Source organism: uncultured Devosia sp. (assembly GCF_913055165.1).
Classification (GTDB): Bacteria; Pseudomonadota; Alphaproteobacteria; order Rhizobiales; family Devosiaceae; genus Devosia.
Genome location: NZ_CAJXJS010000036.1, coordinates 1 through 16,360, shown reverse-complemented (window position 1 = coordinate 16,360; position 16,360 = coordinate 1). Strand labels below are relative to the sequence as shown.

Annotated in this window: 19 protein-coding genes; 16 read left to right on the top strand and 3 right to left on the bottom strand. The window is 62.3% G+C overall.

The genetic code is table 11. The annotated features are described in order from the left end of the window. Positions 1–18: 18 nt before the first annotated feature. On the bottom strand, positions 19–744 hold the full coding sequence (locus QZ564_RS12280) for a Bax inhibitor-1/YccA family protein (protein ID WP_297110083.1): 726 nt from the start codon (positions 742–744) through the stop codon (positions 19–21). Between the two features lie 204 nt (positions 745–948). Between QZ564_RS12280 and thpR the strand changes: the two genes are divergently transcribed. From thpR to QZ564_RS12250, 6 genes are all read left to right on the top strand, one after another. After that, positions 949–1,488 (top strand): RNA 2',3'-cyclic phosphodiesterase, encoded by a 540-nt coding sequence (thpR, locus tag QZ564_RS12275; RefSeq protein ID WP_297110080.1) that lies wholly within the window; start codon positions 949–951, stop codon positions 1,486–1,488. Between the two features lie 211 nt (positions 1,489–1,699). Then, positions 1,700–2,221: an invasion associated locus B family protein gene (locus QZ564_RS12270; RefSeq protein ID WP_297110077.1), complete on the top strand. Its 522-nt coding sequence runs from the start codon at positions 1,700–1,702 to the stop codon at positions 2,219–2,221. Between the two features lie 86 nt (positions 2,222–2,307). After that, positions 2,308–2,814, top strand: a complete 507-nt coding sequence (locus tag QZ564_RS12265) for an invasion associated locus B family protein (RefSeq protein ID WP_297110074.1) — start codon at positions 2,308–2,310, stop codon at positions 2,812–2,814. A 215-nt stretch (positions 2,815–3,029) separates the two neighbouring features. Further along, a complete protein-coding gene (gene rlmN, locus QZ564_RS12260; protein ID WP_297110071.1) occupies positions 3,030–4,238 on the top strand; it encodes a 23S rRNA (adenine(2503)-C(2))-methyltransferase RlmN in 1,209 nt (402 codons plus the stop codon). Beyond that, entirely contained in the window at positions 4,238–4,633 is a 396-nt protein-coding gene (locus QZ564_RS12255; protein ID WP_297110068.1) for a VOC family protein, read from the top strand. The genes rlmN and QZ564_RS12255 overlap by 1 nt, the downstream gene beginning before the upstream one ends. Further along, entirely contained in the window at positions 4,633–4,992 is a 360-nt protein-coding gene (locus tag QZ564_RS12250; protein WP_297110065.1) for a restriction endonuclease, read from the top strand. The genes QZ564_RS12255 and QZ564_RS12250 overlap by 1 nt, the downstream gene beginning before the upstream one ends. Before the next feature lie 3 nt (positions 4,993–4,995). Here QZ564_RS12250 and QZ564_RS12245 read toward each other — a convergent pair whose 3' ends face one another. Beyond that, positions 4,996–5,844: a 23S rRNA (adenine(2030)-N(6))-methyltransferase RlmJ gene (locus QZ564_RS12245; protein WP_297110062.1), complete on the bottom strand. Its 849-nt coding sequence runs from the start codon at positions 5,842–5,844 to the stop codon at positions 4,996–4,998. A gap of 1 nt (position 5,845) precedes the next feature. Continuing rightward, positions 5,846–6,493, bottom strand: coding sequence for a LysE family translocator (locus QZ564_RS12240; RefSeq protein ID WP_297110059.1), 648 nt, complete (start codon positions 6,491–6,493; stop codon positions 5,846–5,848). Positions 6,494–6,599: 106 nt separating this feature from the next. Between QZ564_RS12240 and QZ564_RS12235 the strand changes: the two genes are divergently transcribed. The 10 genes from QZ564_RS12235 to QZ564_RS12190 form a co-directional block, all read left to right on the top strand. After that, positions 6,600–7,823 carry an argininosuccinate synthase gene (locus QZ564_RS12235; protein WP_297110056.1) on the top strand — a complete coding sequence of 408 codons (1,224 nt, stop codon included), beginning with the start codon at positions 6,600–6,602 and terminating at the stop codon, positions 7,821–7,823. Positions 7,824–7,959: 136 nt separating this feature from the next. Next, the gene (locus tag QZ564_RS12230; RefSeq protein WP_297110053.1) at positions 7,960–10,086 is read left to right on the top strand and encodes an EAL domain-containing protein; all 2,127 of its coding nucleotides are present in this window, start codon (positions 7,960–7,962) and stop codon (positions 10,084–10,086) included. 42 nt (positions 10,087–10,128) lie between these two features. Next, positions 10,129–10,725 (top strand): sigma factor, encoded by a 597-nt coding sequence (locus QZ564_RS12225; RefSeq protein ID WP_297110051.1) that lies wholly within the window; start codon positions 10,129–10,131, stop codon positions 10,723–10,725. 46 nt (positions 10,726–10,771) lie between these two features. Further along, on the top strand, positions 10,772–11,167 hold the full coding sequence (locus QZ564_RS12220) for a VOC family protein (protein WP_297110049.1): 396 nt from the start codon (positions 10,772–10,774) through the stop codon (positions 11,165–11,167). Further along, positions 11,164–11,547, top strand: a complete 384-nt coding sequence (locus QZ564_RS12215) for a VOC family protein (RefSeq protein ID WP_297110046.1) — start codon at positions 11,164–11,166, stop codon at positions 11,545–11,547. Before QZ564_RS12220 ends, QZ564_RS12215 begins: the two co-directional genes overlap by 4 nt. A gap of 335 nt (positions 11,548–11,882) precedes the next feature. Further along, entirely contained in the window at positions 11,883–13,697 is a 1,815-nt protein-coding gene (gene typA, locus QZ564_RS12210) for a translational GTPase TypA (RefSeq protein ID WP_297110043.1), read from the top strand. A 127-nt stretch (positions 13,698–13,824) separates the two neighbouring features. Beyond that, positions 13,825–14,433: a DedA family protein gene (locus QZ564_RS12205; protein WP_297110039.1), complete on the top strand. Its 609-nt coding sequence runs from the start codon at positions 13,825–13,827 to the stop codon at positions 14,431–14,433. A 302-nt stretch (positions 14,434–14,735) separates the two neighbouring features. Then, positions 14,736–15,038: a YggT family protein gene (locus QZ564_RS12200; protein ID WP_297110036.1), complete on the top strand. Its 303-nt coding sequence runs from the start codon at positions 14,736–14,738 to the stop codon at positions 15,036–15,038. Continuing rightward, positions 15,039–15,359 (top strand): DUF167 family protein, encoded by a 321-nt coding sequence (locus tag QZ564_RS12195; RefSeq protein WP_297110033.1) that lies wholly within the window; start codon positions 15,039–15,041, stop codon positions 15,357–15,359. A 159-nt stretch (positions 15,360–15,518) separates the two neighbouring features. Next, positions 15,519–16,360: sodium/proton-translocating pyrophosphatase (locus QZ564_RS12190; RefSeq protein ID WP_297110030.1), on the top strand; the 842-nt coding region annotated here is incomplete at its 3' end.

Sequence of the window (16,360 nt, the reverse complement as noted above, 5' to 3'; positions counted from 1 at the left end):
ATCAAGGAAGTTCGTTTGCTATTCGCGATTGCCGAACAGGCGGAGCAGCATGAGGAACAGGTTGATGAAGTCGAGGTAGAGCGAGAGGGCACCCATGATGGCATTCTTGGCCATCACGTCGGCACCGTAGTGCTCGGAGTAGCTTTCCTTGATCTTCTGGGTGTCATAGGCGGTGAGACCGGTGAAGATCAGCACGCCGATGACCGAGATCGCGAAATCGAGCATGGACGAGGCCAGGAAGATGTTCACGATCATGGCGATGACGATACCGATCAGGCCCATCATCAGGAAGTTGCCCATGCCGGTCAGGTCGCGCTTGGTGGTGTAGCCGTAAAGGCTCATCGCGCCGAAGGTAGCGGCGGTGATGAAGAACACCTTGGCGATCGAGGCGCCGGTATAGACCAGGAAGATGGACGACAGCGACAGGCCCATCACGGCCGCGAAGGCCCAGAAAATGGCCTGCGAAGCACCCACGGAAAGCTTGTTGATGCCGAAGCTCAAGACCAGCACGAAGGCCAGCGGCGAGAGCATGATCACCCAGGACAACGGGCTGCCATAGAGCAGCTCGGCATTGGCCTGGCTCGACATGGCCCACTGGCTGGTGAAGAAGGCCACCAGGCCCGTTACCACCAGGCCGAGGCCCATATAGTTGTAAACACGCAGCATGTAGCTGCGAAGGCCCTCGTCGATGGCCAAGGCCGAGCCGGCCCGCGCACCGAGGGTCTGACGGTCATATTCAGCCATTCTTTGGTTCCCTTTCCAAATAACGCATACGCGGTCTTGTCACCGCCGGGGGCAATTGGCGTTGCCACTTGTGGAGGAATATGGGGAGACAGGCGTTGGTTGACAAGGATAATCGGTTCGCTGCGACACTGGGACTGGCCCAATAAAGCGATTGTGTTAGGGTCAAGAGGCGAATCGTGCGCAGCCACGCCAGGGAGGACCATAATGCCCCGGCTTTTTACCGGCCTCGAGATCCCCGCCGAAGTGGGATTTGCCCTCTCGCTCAAGCGAGGCGGCCTTTCCGGAGCGCGCTGGATCGATCCGGAAAACTACCATATCACGCTCCGCTTCATCGGTGATGTGGATGGCAAGACCGCCGACGAAGTCGTCGACAGCCTCGATCGGCTATCCAATTCCCTGCAATTTCCCATCCGGCTGACCCATCTGGGGACCTTTGGCGGTGACAAGCCCCGGGCGCTCTATGCCGGGGTGGAACCGTCCGAGGCGCTCAACCGCCTGCAAGCGGCCCATGAGCGGGTGCTGCAACGGGCTGGGCTGCCGCCGGAGGGGCGCAAATTCGTGCCCCATGTGTCGCTGGCGCGGTTGCGGGGTACTTCCGCCGAGGAGGTAGCCCGCTTCATGGCGGAGGCCGCTCGGTTTGAGCCGCTCAGCTTCGTACCGGCGCGCTTTGTGCTGTTTTCCAGCCGGGATTCGGTGGGCGGCGGGCCCTATCTGGTGGAACAGAGCTACCCGCTGGCGGCCTGATCACGCTGAAGTTAACGTCTGCTTAACCCTGGGCGGAGATCGGAAGCGGTTCAGGTCGATCAGTGCCCAAATGCCGCCGCCTTTGGCTTTCATTTGAACCAAATGCCCGCGAACGGGGTGCGGGCCTTGACACCTTGGTAACCATGTTCGGGGCAGACTGGACGGGCAGCACGCCCCACGAACACCAGCAAGACAAGAGGAAGAATTGGCGATGACGACGAAAACCGGTGGCCTCATCCTTGGGCTCGCGGTGGCGACGGTCATGGCTCTGGCCCCGGCCGCACAGGCTCAGCAGGCCACCGAGCTGGGCACGTTCAATGCCTGGTCGGCCTATACCGCGACCGATCAGAGCGGACAGCTCTGTTTCATCATCGGCGAGCCGCAGAGGAGCGAACCGACCGGGGTCAATCGCGATCCGGTCAAGTTCCTGATCGTGCACCGCAAGGGCATGGGCTCCAAGAACGAGGTTCAGACCCAGATCGGCTACCCGTACAACACCAGTGATGCCAAGGCCTCGGCCAGCATCGACGGCAAGAGCTATGTCATGGCCGCGCGCGGTTCCACCGCCTGGTTGGCCTCGAGCAGCGATGAACCCGGCTTTGTTCAGGCCTTCAAGGCCGGCAACCAGATGGTGGTGCGCGGTACCAGCCAGCGCGGAACCGATACGGTAGACACCTACTCGCTCTCCGGTGCCACCGCCGCGATGAATGCCATCGACGCGGCCTGCCAGTAAGGGCTTGCCCATAAGCGCCCAAACAAACTAACTGGGCATCGGGGTGCAAATCCCGTTGCCCGGTTCTGCCAATGGTACCAGTCCTGATGATCCGTATTCCTGCACTGTCGCTCGCGCTTCTCACCACGCTCGCTGCCGTCTTGCCGGCCACGGCGCAGTCGGCGCGGGTGCTGGGTGATTTCCGCGACTGGTCCAGCTATGCGGCAGACGACGGGTCCGGCACGGTCTGCTTCGCCATGACCCGGCCAAAGAGCACCCAGCCGACGCCGGAAGGCTATGGCGAGGCCTATCTCTATGTGACCAACCGGCCCGGTGAAGACGTTGCCAATGAGTTCAACGTCGTGGCCGGCTACACTTTCCAGACCGGGTCGATGGCTGTGGCCAGCGTCGGCGGCCAGGACTTCCCGCTCTTCACCCAGAATGACGCGGCCTGGCTCGACGATAGCGGGCAGAGCGCCAATCTGGCCGCCGCCCTGCGTGCCGGTTCGACGGTGACCATCACCGGCACCTCGGCCAATGGCACGGAAATTGTGCAGTCCTATTCGCTCTCCGGCGCCACCGCGGCGCAGCAGGCCATTGGGGCCGAGTGCTAGTTCGGGCTGCACCAAGCTCACCTCTCCTTCGTCATTGCCCGGCTTGACCGGGCAATCCACCTTGGTGAGCCACGCACGGCGGTGTGCGGGCATCACGCTCACTTCCTGCTCCGCAGCCACCGCAACCCCGCCTCCCGCCACCGTGACTTTGAGTTTTCCGCGCGCCTGTGCTACAGGCGCGCACTTCCCGCATTTCCGGAACCCATGTGCCTGCCATGAGCATTGCGCTGAACCTTGACCATTCGACCGCCATCCGCCCGGCCTCCGCCGCGCGGCCGAGCCTGATCGGCCTTTCCAAGGCGGGTCTGGCCGAGGCCCTAGTCAGCAACGCGGTCGTCTCGGAAAAGGAAGGGCGCATGCGCGCCAGCCAGCTCTGGAACTGGCTCTATGTAAACGGGGTCACCGATTTTGACCGCATGACCAATGTGGCCAAACCGGTGCGGCAGAAACTGGCCGATACCTTCAATCTCGACCGCCCGGAAATCGTCTCCGAACAGGTCTCGGTCGATGGCACGCGCAAATGGCTGTTCCGCTTCCGCGATCCGGCCAACCCCAATATGCCGGCGGTTGAGGTCGAAACCGTCTATATCCCCGAAAGCGATCGCGGCACGCTCTGCGTCTCCTCTCAGGTGGGTTGTACGCTCACCTGTTCCTTCTGCCATACCGGCACGCAGAAGCTGGTGCGCAATCTGACGGCTGGCGAAATCCTGGGACAGATCCTGATGGCGCGCGAGCGTCTGGGCGATTTCCCCGGCGGTTCGCGCCCCGCCGATGGCGGGCTGGTGCCCGGTGGCGAGACCCGCGCCATCACCAATATCGTGATGATGGGCATGGGCGAGCCGCTCTATAATTACGACAACGTCAAGCAGGCCCTGCTGATTGCCTCGGCCGGCGACGGCATGTCCATCTCCAAGCGCCGCATCACGCTCTCGACCTCGGGCGTCGTGCCCTATATCGAACCAACCGGCCGCGAGATCGACGTCATGCTGGCCATTTCGCTCCATGCCGTGCGCGACGATCTGCGCGATGTGCTGGTGCCGATCAACAAGAAATGGCCGCTCAAGGAGCTGCTGGAGGCCTGCAAGAATTACCCCGGGCTCTCGAATGCCCGGCGCATCACTTTTGAATATGTCATGCTCGACGGCATCAATGACAGCGACGCCGAAGCGCGCGAACTGGTGCGGCTCTTGGCCGGCATTCCGGCCAAGATCAACCTCATCCCGTTCAACCCCTGGCCCGGTTCGAACTATGGCACCTCGCCTTCAAGCCGCATCGAGCGTTTTGCCGATATCGTCAACAAGGCCGGCTATGCCTCGCCCGTCCGCACGCCGCGCGGCCGCGACATCTTCGCCGCCTGCGGGCAATTGAAGAGCGAGAGCGAACGGCTTTCAAAGAAAGACCGGGACGCGCTGTTGGCGCTGTAATGGCGGCGCTGGTTCCCGAGCTTTCAGTCTCTGACATTGTGGCCAGCCGTCGCTTCTATTGCGATGTGCTGGGCTTTGCGGTGCTTTATGAGCGTCCCGAAGAGGGTTTTGCATATCTCGCATTGGATCAGGCAGAACTGATGCTCGACCAGATCGGCGAGGGCCGGGACTGGATCACCGGTCCGCTGGTGCCGCCGCTGGGGCGGGGTGCCAATTTTCAGATCGAGGTCGCAGCGATCGACCCGATCTGTGCGCGGCTTCAGGCCGCCGGCATCGAGCTGTTTCAGCCCGTCGAAACCAGCACCTACCGCACCGCCATGGACCAGGTGACGCAGCGCCAGTTCTGCGTGCAGGACCCCGATGGCTATTTGTTGCGGTTATGCGAGAAGGTGTGATGCGGCCCTCGGCCTCCAAAATCGACAAGGCCATCGCCGCTGCGGAGGATGCAGCCGCAAGGCGGCAGCCGCTCATCTGCCCCTTGTGCGACCGGCCCATTCCGCCCGACGCCAAATCCAGTCGGCACCATCTGGTGCCCCGGCTCAAGGGTGGTACGCATCTGGGGACGGTGCGCCTGCACCAGATTTGCCATAGCGCCATCCATGCCCGGTTTTCCGAGGCAGAACTGGCGACGAGGCTGTCGGATATCGACAGTCTCAAAGCCGATCCGGAAATCGCGGATTTCGTGGCCTGGGTGAAGACTAAGCCACCGGCCTTTCACGCCCCGACGCGGAGAACGCGCAAGCGTGGAGCATAGCCATTACTCCCCCGCAACCCAATCCACACTCCAGCGCCCGCGGCCCTCATCGCTCAGCAAGTCCGCAAGCACTGGCAACAGCGTCCGCATTTCCTCTTCCAGCACGTAGGGCGGGTTGACCACCATCATGCCGGTGCCATGCAGGCGAGGCGGGGTTGAGGGCGCCCGGATGGTCAGTTCGAGCCGCAGGATTTTGGGAATGCCGGTCTTTTTGAGGGCTTTGACATAGGTCTCGACCTCGCTTGGCTCCTTGACCGGATACCAGAAGGCATAGGTGCCGCCGGGCCAGCGTTTGTGGGCTTTTTCGAGACTCTGCACCATGCGGCTGAACTCGCCCTTTTCTTCAAAGGGCGGATCGACCAGCACGAGGCCGCGCTTTTCCCTGGGCGGCAGATGAGTGCCGAAAATGTCCCAGGCATCGAGCTGGGTCACGCGGGTCTGGAAGTCGCCGGCGAAATTCTCCTTGAGGCGATCGGCGTCCATGGGATGGAGCTCAAACGCCATCAGCCGGTCCTGCTCGCGCAGCATGTGCCGGGTGATGAAGGGCGAACCGGGATAATAGCGAAGGCTTCCATCCAGGTTCTGTGCCCGCACCGCTTGGAGATAGGGCGCCAGCAGGTCCGCTGCATCCTGTGGAAGTTTCACGTGAATCAGCCGGCCGATGCCATCCTGCCATTCGCCGGTCCGCTCAGCCTGATCACCAAACAGATCATAAATGCCCAGGCCTGCATGGGTGTCGATCACCCGGAAGGCGGCGTCCTTGCGCATGAGATAGGCGAGGATGCGGGTGAGAATGGTGTGCTTGACCACATCGGCAAAATTGCCGGCGTGGTAGGCGTGGCGGTAATTCACGTCACTTGCGCCCTTCGGCCAGAAGGATGGTCGCGGCAAAAGCCATGAACACGGCGGCAAAGCTCCAGTTGAGCGCCTTGCCTACCCAGGCATTCTCCTTGAGCGTGCGCGTCAGCCATTCGGCAAAGAGCACGATGGCGACGACGATCGGCAATGAGACGATGATGAATTCGACGCCGAGAAAGATCAGCTTGCCGGCGGCATCGGGATCAGCTGCCGAAACGAATTGGGGCAGGAAGGTTACGAAGAACAGCGCGACCTTGGGATTGGTGAGGTTGATTCCGAGGCCCGTGAGGTAGGACTGGCGCCAGCTGGGCTGCTTGCCGGCCTGTTTCACCACCAGCACGCCGCCGCCATCGCGAATGGCCTGGATGGCCAGCCAGACCAGATAAAGCGCGCCCACGATTTTCAGCACCCAGAAGGCGGTTGGCGCGGTGACGATCAAGACGGAGATGCCGAAGGCCACCAGCATGGTGTGCACGCCGATACCGGTGATGGCGCCCAGCACCGTGGCGTAGCCATGGCCGCGGCCCCAATTCATGGTGCGTGAGACAAACAGCGCCATGTCCGGGCCGGGCGTCACGGCCAGAACGAAGGCGGCCAGGGCAAAGGCGAGAATGACGGGCAGGTCGGGGACGAAAGCGGGCATGGCAGGCAACTCAAATTGGTTCGGCCGGACAATTGCATCAAAGCGCGCGGATGAATAGGGTGCGCCCGATTTCGGGCCGTTCGGCCACCACCACCGAGACAACACAATGGCGAATGACATCAAGAAAGTCGTGCTGGCCTATTCAGGCGGGCTCGACACCTCCATCATCCTGAAATGGCTGCAGGAAACCTATAATTGCGAGGTGGTGACCTTCACCGCCGATCTGGGTCAGGGCGAGGAGCTCGAACCGGCGCGCAAGAAGGCCGAGATGTTCGGCATCAAGGACATTCGCATCGAGGATTTGCGCGAGGAATTCGTTGCCGATTTCGTGTTCCCGATGTTCCGCGCCAATGCCATGTATGAGGGGCTCTACCTGCTTGGCACTTCGATCGCCCGGCCGCTGATTTCCAAGCGGCTGGTCGAGATCGCCCAGGAAACCGGGGCCGACGCCATTTCCCATGGCGCCACCGGCAAGGGCAATGACCAGGTCCGGTTCGAATTGACCGCCAATGCGCTCGACCCGTCGATCAAGGTGATCGCGCCCTGGCGCGAATGGGATTTGCGCTCGCGCACAAGGCTGCTCGAATATGCCGAGCAGAACCAGATCCCGATTGCCAAGGACAAGCGCGGCGAGGCGCCGTTCTCGGTGGATGCGAACCTGCTGCATACCTCGTCCGAAGGCCGGGTGCTGGAAGATCCGGGCGTGGAAGCACCGGACTATGTGTTCCAGCGTACCGTCGACCCCGAGCGGGCGCCGGACACGCCGGAATATGTCAAGATCGGGTTCGAGAAAGGCGATGCCGTCTCGGTCAATGGCGTCAAGCTGTCACCCGCCGCGCTGCTGGAAAAGCTCAATGAGCTGGGCGGCAAGCATGGCGTGGGCCGGCTGGACCTGGTCGAGAACCGTTTTGTGGGCATGAAGTCGCGCGGCATCTACGAGACGCCGGGCGGCACCGTGCTCTGGCATGCCCATCGCGGCATTGAATCGATCACGCTTGATCGCGGCGCAGCGCATCTCAAGGATGAGCTGATGCCCAAATATGCCGAGCTGATCTATAATGGCTTCTGGTTCTCGCCCGAGCGCGAGATGCTGCAGGCGCTGATCGACAAGAGCCAGGAATTCGTTTCCGGGGAAGTCACGGTCAAGCTCTACAAGGGCTCGGCCAATGTGGTGGCGCGCACCTCGCCCTATTCGCTCTATTCGGAAGACCTCGTCACCTTCGAGGAAGGCGCGGTCGCCTATGACCACAAGGATGCCGAAGGCTTTATCCGCCTCAACGGCCTGCGTTTGAAGACCTGGGCGGCCCGCAACAAGAAGGCCAAGGGCTGAGCGATCCCGACTGGCGGGCAGGGCAGGCCCGCCAGTTCACCTTTTTCGTTCGAACATCGCAATTTAATCCAGCGTTAAGCCCGTCTCATTACCGTTCGCCCAGCGTCGAGAATTGGCTTTTGAACTGGGGGGTTCGATGCGCTCGGATGACGCCGAAAATGTTGGGGACGTGGCTGAAAAGCTGCTGCTGGATGCGGCGCTGGAAAGCATTCCCTATGGCTTTTGCGTCTGGTCGCCCCAGTTTCGCCTGGTGATGTGGAACAAGCATTACCGGGATTTCTACGGTTTTTCCGAAGACGCCATCCATCGCGGCATGACGCTGGAAGATGTGGTGCATCTCTCGGCCAGGCTGGGCAATCATCCCGGCCAGAGCCCCGAAACCTTCTACGAGCACTACACCAGCGAATTGCTGGCCAATCGCCACGGCACGCGCCACAAGTCGCAGGAGCTGTTGCAGGGCGGGCGCGTCATCGAAACCGCCCATGTCTATTCCGAGCGCCTGGGCTGGGTGGTGACCCATGAGGACATCACCGAGGAAATCGCCCGCTCGGAAAGCCAGCAGAAGCGCAAGCTGGAGCTGGAGCGGCAGAATATTCGCCTCGATGCGGCGGTGAACAACATCTCCATCGGCCTGTGCATGATGGATGCGCGGGGCCGGCTGGTGATCTGCAACGAGCCCTATGCGCGCATCTACAACCTGCCCATCGAGCTGCTGAAGCCCGGCACCCAGCTCGAAGACATCCTTGGCCATCTGTTTGACACTGGCATGTCCACGGGCGGCACCAAGGATGAATATGTCAATTGGCGCCGCGATGTCATCGCGCGGCGCGAATATGGTAAGAACATTCACGAGCTCAATGGCCGCACCATTCTGATGCAGCATCATCCGATGAAGGATGGCGGTTGGGTGTCCACCCATGAGGACATTACCGAGCAGCGTCAGGCTGAAGCACGCATCCAGCATCTGGCGCGGCATGACGCGCTGACCGATCTGCCCAACCGCATCGAGTTCCTCGAACAGATGGCCAAGGCGGAGGCGGGCCTCAATCGCGGCGAAATGGCCGCCGTGCTCTATATCGATCTCGATCACTTCAAGGCCGTCAACGACACGCTTGGCCATGCCGTGGGCGACGAGGTGATCAAGCAGGCCGCGGTCCGGCTTTGGGGTACGACGCGCGAGACCGACCTGCTGGCGCGGTTGGGCGGCGACGAATTTGCGCTGCTGCTTCGCCCCATCGACAATATCGATCAGGCTGCCAAAGTCGCAGACCGCATCGTCAAGGCCATGCGGGCGCCGATGAATATTGGCGGCCAGCAGATCGAAATCGGCTCTTCTGTCGGCATTGCGGTGGGTCCCTCAGACGGTACCACCACCGACCAACTGGTCAAGAACGCCGACCTTGCCCTTTACAAGGCCAAGTCGGAAGGACGCTCGACCTATCATTTCTTTGAAGCGGGCATGGATGCGGAGCTGCAACAGCGCCGCTCCATCGAAGCGGGCCTGCGCTTGGCCATGCAGCGCGAGGAATTGCGGCTGATGTTCCAACCGCTCCTGGGTCTGGCGGAGAACCGGGTGACATGCGTGGAAGCGCTGTTGCGCTGGGACCATGACGATCGCACCGTGTCGCCGGTCGAATTCGTGCCGGTGGCCGAGGAAACAGGGCTTATCGTGCCCATTGGCGAATGGGTGCTGCACGAGGCCTGCAAGGCCGCCGCGACCTGGCCGGGCGCGGTGCGGGTGGCGGTCAACCTCTCGCCGGTGCAGTTCCGCCACAAGGATCTGGTGGGACAGGTCAAGGCGGCGCTGGCCGAAGCCCAGCTCGATCCAACGCGGCTGGAGCTGGAGATCACCGAGAGCCTGATCCTGACCGATAGCGAAAGCACCATCGCCGCGCTGCACGAATTGCGGGGCATGGGTGTGCGGGTCTCCATGGACGATTTCGGCACGGGCTATTCGTCTCTCAGCTATCTCCGGAGCTTCCCCTTCGACAAGATCAAGATCGACCGCTCCTTCATGGCCGACCTGACCACCCGTGCCGACAGCCAGGCCATCATCAAGGCCGTGATCGGGCTGGGGCAGTCGCTGGGCATGTCGACCACGGCCGAGGGCGTGGAAACCGAGGAACAGCTGGCGCTGGTGCGCGAGCATGGTGTCTCGGAAGTGCAGGGCTTCCTGTTCTCGCCACCGCTGCAGCCGGCGGCTCTTGCCAATCTGCTGCATTCGGAAATGGCCAAGAGCCAGGCCAACAAAAAAGCCTCATAGGCCGCTCTTGCCGACGATCCGGCCTGCTGGCACTCTTGCTTCATGCGCATCCGGCTCCATTCACACCTGCTGGCCATTGCCCGTCGCGAAGCCGGTGCGGCGCTGGCTGAAGATGTCGTCCAGGACGCCATGCTGATTGCCGTCGAGCAAGGGCGGCTTGATCTGGACGATGCGGACAATGCCAGCTGGCTGTGCGGTGTGGTCCGCAACCGGGCCAGGATGAGCGCCCGCTCGGCGCGGCGGCGACTGCGACGCGATGGTGCCTGGCAAGGCGAACGGGTTGGAGCGGTCGTGGAAGACGCTGCGCCCAACGAGATCCTCGATGGCCTGCCGCCCGCGCTCCGAACGCTGGCCGCGCTGGTGCTGACCGGCCATAATCGCCGGGAAATCGCCTATCTGCTCAACCTCTCCGACCCGGCCTTGCGGCAACGTGTCAGCGCCCTCAAGCGTCATATGCGGGCGAAAGGGCTGGCGGCACCCGCGGAATTAAGCGGGCTCCATCTCGATCTGGCCTATGGCCGGATCCGCGACGCCCTGCTTCCCGCCCTGATGCGGCATGGCGGCAGTTTCGCCAGCCATGATCCGGACGGCCATTTATTTGTCGTGCGGCGCTCACAAACCGGGTTGTCGCGGCAATAGGAAGGTGTCCGCCGATCGGTGGCGGTCTGTCATCAAGGAAGTGACCATGCTCTTCAAACCTTCCGAGGCGTGCCTCGTCTATCATTCGGCCGATCTGGAGCGCAGTGCGCGTTTTTATACCGATGTCTTTGGCATCGGCTTTGAACGCCGCGGCGAGGGCAGGGGACAATTTCTCTTTGCTCGCCTCAGCGCCGATTTCAGCATCAGCATCGTGCCGGGCCAGCCGCAACCGGGCACCAGCCCGCTGGTCACCTTCACGCTTGCCGAAGGCGGCATTGCCGATGTCGTGGCAGCACTGGCCGAGCGTGGAGCCACCATCGTCTCGCCGGTGAGCGATGCGCCAGATGGCAAGGGCGCTGCCTTTCTTGATCCCGATGGTCATCCGCTGGGGCTTTATCAGCCTGCCGACAAGCCCCTGAGCCGCATGGAGGCGGTAAAATGAAGCTCAAGCCCAAAAATGTCAGCGTCGTGTTTTATGTCAGTGATATCCGCCGCACCGAAACCTTCTACAACCAGACGCTGGGATTGCAGCTGGAGCGACAGGAGGGAGCCGAGCCCTTCTGGCTGCAGGCCCATATCGAGAATGGTCCCGACCTCATCTTCTTTGAAATGGAAGGGAAACGCGGCGATCCCCCCGCCATTGTCTTCGAGCTCGATGAGGGCGGCATCGATGACGTGGTGGCCGGGCTGGCCGAGCAGGGCGTCAACATCGTGACCCCGGTTTCGGAGGCTCCGGGCGGATGGAGCGCCGACTTTCTGGACCCGGATGGCTTTGGCCTGGGGCTCTGGCAATCCGGGGATATGCCGCGATCGCTGAAGTAGAGGTCGACAATTTCGAGCCGCCTATCAAGGCACCCTCGGGCGTGACCCGAGGGCTAGCTTCCACCCTCTCCAGGCCATATGGGGCCAGTTGTGACCGGCCATTGGTTTGAACCCATGGGCGGCTCCGCGCTCCGGGCGCGCGCCGGCGCATCCCCGCCCTGCAGATTGAAACCTTGTGAAAATGGCCCTCTTGCTATATGCAGCGCGCGACAGGTCGGCCCGCTCCCAAGTCAGGCGCCGGCATATTCATACCGCATGGTCGTTTCTGACTGCCCACTCGAGTGCGCTCCCGTGGGTCGGTCGTCTGGATCATGCCAATAAGGCTGATCCAAACAATGTCTCTGCGCAATATCGCTATCATCGCCCACGTTGACCACGGCAAGACCACGCTGATCGACGTTCTGCTCAAGCAATCCGGCTCTTTCCGTGAGAACGAGCGCGTCGAAGAGCGCGCCATGGACAGCAATGATATCGAGCGCGAGCGCGGCATCACCATTCTGGCCAAGGTCACCTCGCTGATGTGGAAAGATACCCGCATCAATATCGTGGACACCCCCGGCCACGCCGACTTCGGCGGCGAAGTGGAGCGCATTCTCTCCATGGTCGATGGCGTGGTCATCCTGGTGGACGCAGCCGAAGGCCCGATGCCGCAGACCAAGTTCGTGCTCGGCAAGGCGCTGGCCCAAGGCCTCCGCCCGATCGTCGCCATCAACAAGATCGACAAGTCCGACGAGCGGCATCTGGAAGTGCTCGACGAGGTCTTTGACCTTTTCGTTGCGCTCGACGCCACCTCCGAACAGCTCGATTTCCCGGTGCTCTACGGTTCGGCCAAGCAGGGCTGGATGGCCGAGGACCCGGCCGGCCCCAAGGAAACCCTGGCACCGCTGCTCGACAAGGTCGTGGACCATGTGCCCGAGCCGGTCGTTGAGGAAGGCGCCTTCCGCATGCTGGTGACCACCATCGAGCGCAACCCGTTCCTTGGCCGTATCCTCACCGGCCGCATTGCCTCCGGTTCGGTCAAGGCGGGCGATCCGATCCACACCCTCAACCGCGAGGGCAAGGAAGTTGAAAAGGGTCGCGTCTCCAAGGTTCTGGCCTTCCGCGGTCTGGAGCGCTCCCCCATCGATGTGGGTGAAGCCGGTGACATTGTAGCCATTGCCGGCCTCGAGACCTCGACCGTGGCCGACACAATCTGTTCGACGGCCGTGTCCGAGCCGATCACCGCCAAGCCGATCGACCCGCCGACCCTGTCGGTGACCTTCCGCATCAATGACGGCCCTCTGGCGGGTCGCGAAGGCGACAAGGTGCAGTCGCGCGTGATCCGTGAGCGGCTGATGCGCGAGGCCGAGGGCAATGTGGCGATCCGCGTCACGCCCGGCGACGACAATGACAGCTTTGACGTGGCCGGCCGCGGCGAATTGCAGCTCGCCGTGCTGATCGAAAACATGCGCCGCGAAGGCTTCGAATTGACCATCGGCCGCCCCAAAGTGCTGTTCAAGGAAGAGAACGGCCAGCGCATGGAGCCGGTCGAGGAAGTCATCATCGACGTCGATGACGAGTTCACCGGCGCCGTGGTGCAGAAGCTCACCGAGCGCAAGGGTGAATTGACCGATATGCGTCCCTCCGGCGTTGGTCGTACCCGCATCAAGCTCCTGGTGCCGACCCGCGCGCTGATCGGCTACCAGCCAGAATTGCTCTCGGACACCCGCGGCACGGCCATCTTCAACCGCCTGTTCCACTCCTTCGTGCCCTATAAGGGTGACCTTCCGGGTCGCCGCACCGGCGTCCTCATTTCCAACGGTACCGGCCAATCGGTGGCCTATGCCCTTTGGAACCTGGAAGATCGCGGCGCCATGCTGATCGATGCCGGCGTCGACATCTATGAAGGCATGATCATCGGCGAGCACAATCGCGAGAACGATCTCGAGGTCAATGCGCTCAAGGGCAAGCAGCTCACCAATATCCGCACGACCTCCAAGGACGAGGCGGTGCGCCTGACCACGCCCAAGAAGCTCACCCTGGAACAGTCGCTCGGCTATATCGCCGAAGACGAATATGTCGAGGTGACGCCCAAATCGATCCGCCTGCGCAAGATCTGGCTCGATCCGAATGATCGCAAGCGCATGAGCCGGGCTGCCAAGTCGGCTTAAGGGCGGTTACTCCCTCCTAACCTCCCCCTGATGGGGGGAGGGACCGCATCTCAGATGCGGCAGGATCTGATCAGTCCCAATGGCCCTTGCCCTTTCCGGGGCAGGGTGGGCGTCCCGGAGGCACTCCATGAGCGACTTCATCATCGGCTTCATCACCGATTGGGGCTATCTCGGCATTTTCCTGATGATGGTGCTGGAGAACATCTTCCCGCCCATCCCCTCCGAACTCATCATGCCCTTTGCCGGCTATGTGGCCGCGCAGGGCGATCTCAATCTGATCGGCGTACTTGTGGCCGGCATGGCGGGCTCGCTGCTGGGCACTTCGGCCTGGTATGCGGCCGCCCGGCTGATGGGGCTTGAGCGCTTCACCTGGCTGTGCAACCGGCTTGGGCGGATCGCCACGCTCAGCGAAGCTGATATCGACATGGCCTATCACTGGTTCGCACGCTATGGCGTGTTGGCGGTGTTCATCGGGCGCCTGATCCCGGCGATCCGCACGCTGATTTCTGTGCCGGCGGGCCTGGCTGCCATGCCGCTCTGGCAGTTCCTGGGCATTTCGGCCATCGGCACGCTGCTCTGGACCGGCATCCTCACCGCCGCCGGCTATGTGCTCAATGCCGGCTATCATGTGGTGGAAGCTTGGATCGATCCGGTCTCGACTGCGGTCGTGGTGCTGGTGCTGGTGCTCTATATCTGGCGCTTCATCACCTGGAAGCCGATCAAGGATATCGGCTGATCCAGCCCTCGCATTCTGCAATGGCCTTGCATTTTGCATGACCCGGCCAGCTTGCAAAATGCGAGAATTCACAATGGCTTAATCTTTGCCTCCCGGAATCTGCCCGACGTGATCTGGCACGCTTCGTGCATTACGATGCACGCCCGGATGAAGTGTGCTGCGTACCGGGCAGTCAGTCATTCGGGGTCCTGCATCGCGTTTTTGATGCAGGGCCCCGTGGCTTTTTACCCTTCGCCTTTCCCGGACTTGCCCCAGGGGCTGCCAGCCACTAGATATTTCCCAAGTTTTTTCCGGAGACGCCCATGCGCGCCGTGCTCGACATCATCCTGATCCTCCTGCAGCTCTATTGGTGGGTGCTGCTCATCATGATCATCATGAGCTGGCTGATCTCGTTCAACGTAATCAATACGCGTAACCAGTTCGTGGCCACGGTCTGGCAGGTGCTCAACCAGCTGACAGAGCCGGTGCTGCGGCCCATCCGGCGCTTCATGCCCAATTTCTCGGGTCTCGACCTCAGCCCGCTGATCGCGTTCCTGCTGATCTTCTTCATCCAGTCGATCATCGGCTACTACATCTATCCCGCCGTCATCCGCGCCGGGATCTAGTTGGCCGACCTGCCCGGATATGCACGCCTGACCGCGGCCGGGCTCATCCTTCATCTGCGCGTCACGCCCAATGCCGGGCGCGACGTTATCGAAGGCGCCGAACTGCGCGATGACGCCACCAGCGTGTTGCGCGTCCGCGTTGCCGCCGCGCCCGACAAGGGCAAAGCCAATACCGCGGTGATCGCGCTCCTGGCCAGGACGCTGGGCGTGCCGAAATCCTCCGTTTCGCTGGTCAATGGCGAGACCAGCCGCTTCAAGTCCATCCGCGTGGACGGTCCTGCGGGCGCGCTTGAGCAGCGCCTTGCGGCCCTTGCCGGCTAGCCGCCGCGACAAAACATCGCAAGTCCCATTGCTTAACCGATTATTCCCGCTAAGCTCCGGTCCTGGAGGGGGCCCGATGGAGGGCGGGGATTGGACCGGGCGAAAGACCCGGCCGGGACCAGCGCGGGCCCTCGGAGGAAACTTTTCGAGGGACTTCTTATGGATCTGGCACTTTGGCTGATCGTTGCGTGCGGCGGCCTGTCTATCGTCTATGGCGTGGTGACCACCCAGGGCCTGCTCAAGGCCGATGCGGGGTCAGCGCGCATGCAGGAAATCTCGGCCGCCGTGCGGGAGGGGGCCTCGGCCTATCTCAAGCGGCAATATACCACCATCGCCATTGTCGGCGTGGTCATCCTGATTGCCGCCTGGCTGCTGCTCGGCATCTACGCCGCCATCGGCTTCCTGATCGGTGCCGTGCTGTCGGGCGCGGCCGGCTTCATCGGCATGAATGTGTCGGTCCGCGCCAATGTGCGTGTCGCCCAGGCCGCGGTCGGCTCGCTGGGCAAGGGGTTGGACCTGGCGTTCAAGTCCGGCGCGGTCACTGGCATGCTGGTGGCAGGGCTGGGGCTGCTCGGCGTCACGCTCTATTTCATCATTCTGACCGGCATGGGTTTTGCGCCCATCAGCCGTACCGTGATCGACTCGCTGGTGGCGCTGAGCTTCGGTGCCTCGCTGATTTCCATCTTTGCGCGTCTCGGCGGCGGCATCTTCACCAAGGGCGCTGACGTGGGCGGCGACATGGTGGGCAAGGTCGAGGCCGGCATTCCCGAGGACGATCCGCGCAATCCGGCGACCATCGCCGACAATGTGGGCGACAATGTCGGGGACTGTGCCGGCATGGCGGCGGACCTGTTCGAGACCTATGTGGTCACCATCGTTGCTACCATGGTGCTGGCCGCCATCATCCTGCCCGAGCAGTTCAAGCTGATCGGCATGGTGCTGCCGCTGGCCATTGGCGGGGCCTGCGTCGTCACCTCGATCATCGGCACCTATTTCGTCAA

Excerpts from the sequence above, each read along its gene's own strand:
- QZ564_RS12280 (WP_297110083.1), bottom strand. The coding sequence starts at position 744 with ATGGCTGAATATGACCGTCAGACCCTCGGTGCGCGGGCCGGCTCGGCC.
- thpR (WP_297110080.1), top strand. The coding sequence starts at position 949 with ATGCCCCGGCTTTTTACCGGCCTCGAGATCCCCGCCGAAGTGGGATTT.
- QZ564_RS12270 (WP_297110077.1), top strand. The coding sequence starts at position 1,700 with ATGACGACGAAAACCGGTGGCCTCATCCTTGGGCTCGCGGTGGCGACG.
- QZ564_RS12265 (WP_297110074.1), top strand. The coding sequence starts at position 2,308 with ATGATCCGTATTCCTGCACTGTCGCTCGCGCTTCTCACCACGCTCGCT.
- rlmN (WP_297110071.1), top strand. The coding sequence starts at position 3,030 with ATGAGCATTGCGCTGAACCTTGACCATTCGACCGCCATCCGCCCGGCC.
- QZ564_RS12255 (WP_297110068.1), top strand. The coding sequence starts at position 4,238 with ATGGCGGCGCTGGTTCCCGAGCTTTCAGTCTCTGACATTGTGGCCAGC.
- QZ564_RS12250 (WP_297110065.1), top strand. The coding sequence starts at position 4,633 with ATGCGGCCCTCGGCCTCCAAAATCGACAAGGCCATCGCCGCTGCGGAG.
- QZ564_RS12240 (WP_297110059.1), bottom strand. The coding sequence starts at position 6,493 with ATGCCCGCTTTCGTCCCCGACCTGCCCGTCATTCTCGCCTTTGCCCTG.
- QZ564_RS12235 (WP_297110056.1), top strand. The coding sequence starts at position 6,600 with ATGGCGAATGACATCAAGAAAGTCGTGCTGGCCTATTCAGGCGGGCTC.
- QZ564_RS12230 (WP_297110053.1), top strand. The coding sequence starts at position 7,960 with ATGCGCTCGGATGACGCCGAAAATGTTGGGGACGTGGCTGAAAAGCTG.
- QZ564_RS12225 (WP_297110051.1), top strand. The coding sequence starts at position 10,129 with ATGCGCATCCGGCTCCATTCACACCTGCTGGCCATTGCCCGTCGCGAA.
- QZ564_RS12220 (WP_297110049.1), top strand. The coding sequence starts at position 10,772 with ATGCTCTTCAAACCTTCCGAGGCGTGCCTCGTCTATCATTCGGCCGAT.
- QZ564_RS12215 (WP_297110046.1), top strand. The coding sequence starts at position 11,164 with ATGAAGCTCAAGCCCAAAAATGTCAGCGTCGTGTTTTATGTCAGTGAT.
- typA (WP_297110043.1), top strand. The coding sequence starts at position 11,883 with ATGTCTCTGCGCAATATCGCTATCATCGCCCACGTTGACCACGGCAAG.
- QZ564_RS12205 (WP_297110039.1), top strand. The coding sequence starts at position 13,825 with ATGAGCGACTTCATCATCGGCTTCATCACCGATTGGGGCTATCTCGGC.
- QZ564_RS12200 (WP_297110036.1), top strand. The coding sequence starts at position 14,736 with ATGCGCGCCGTGCTCGACATCATCCTGATCCTCCTGCAGCTCTATTGG.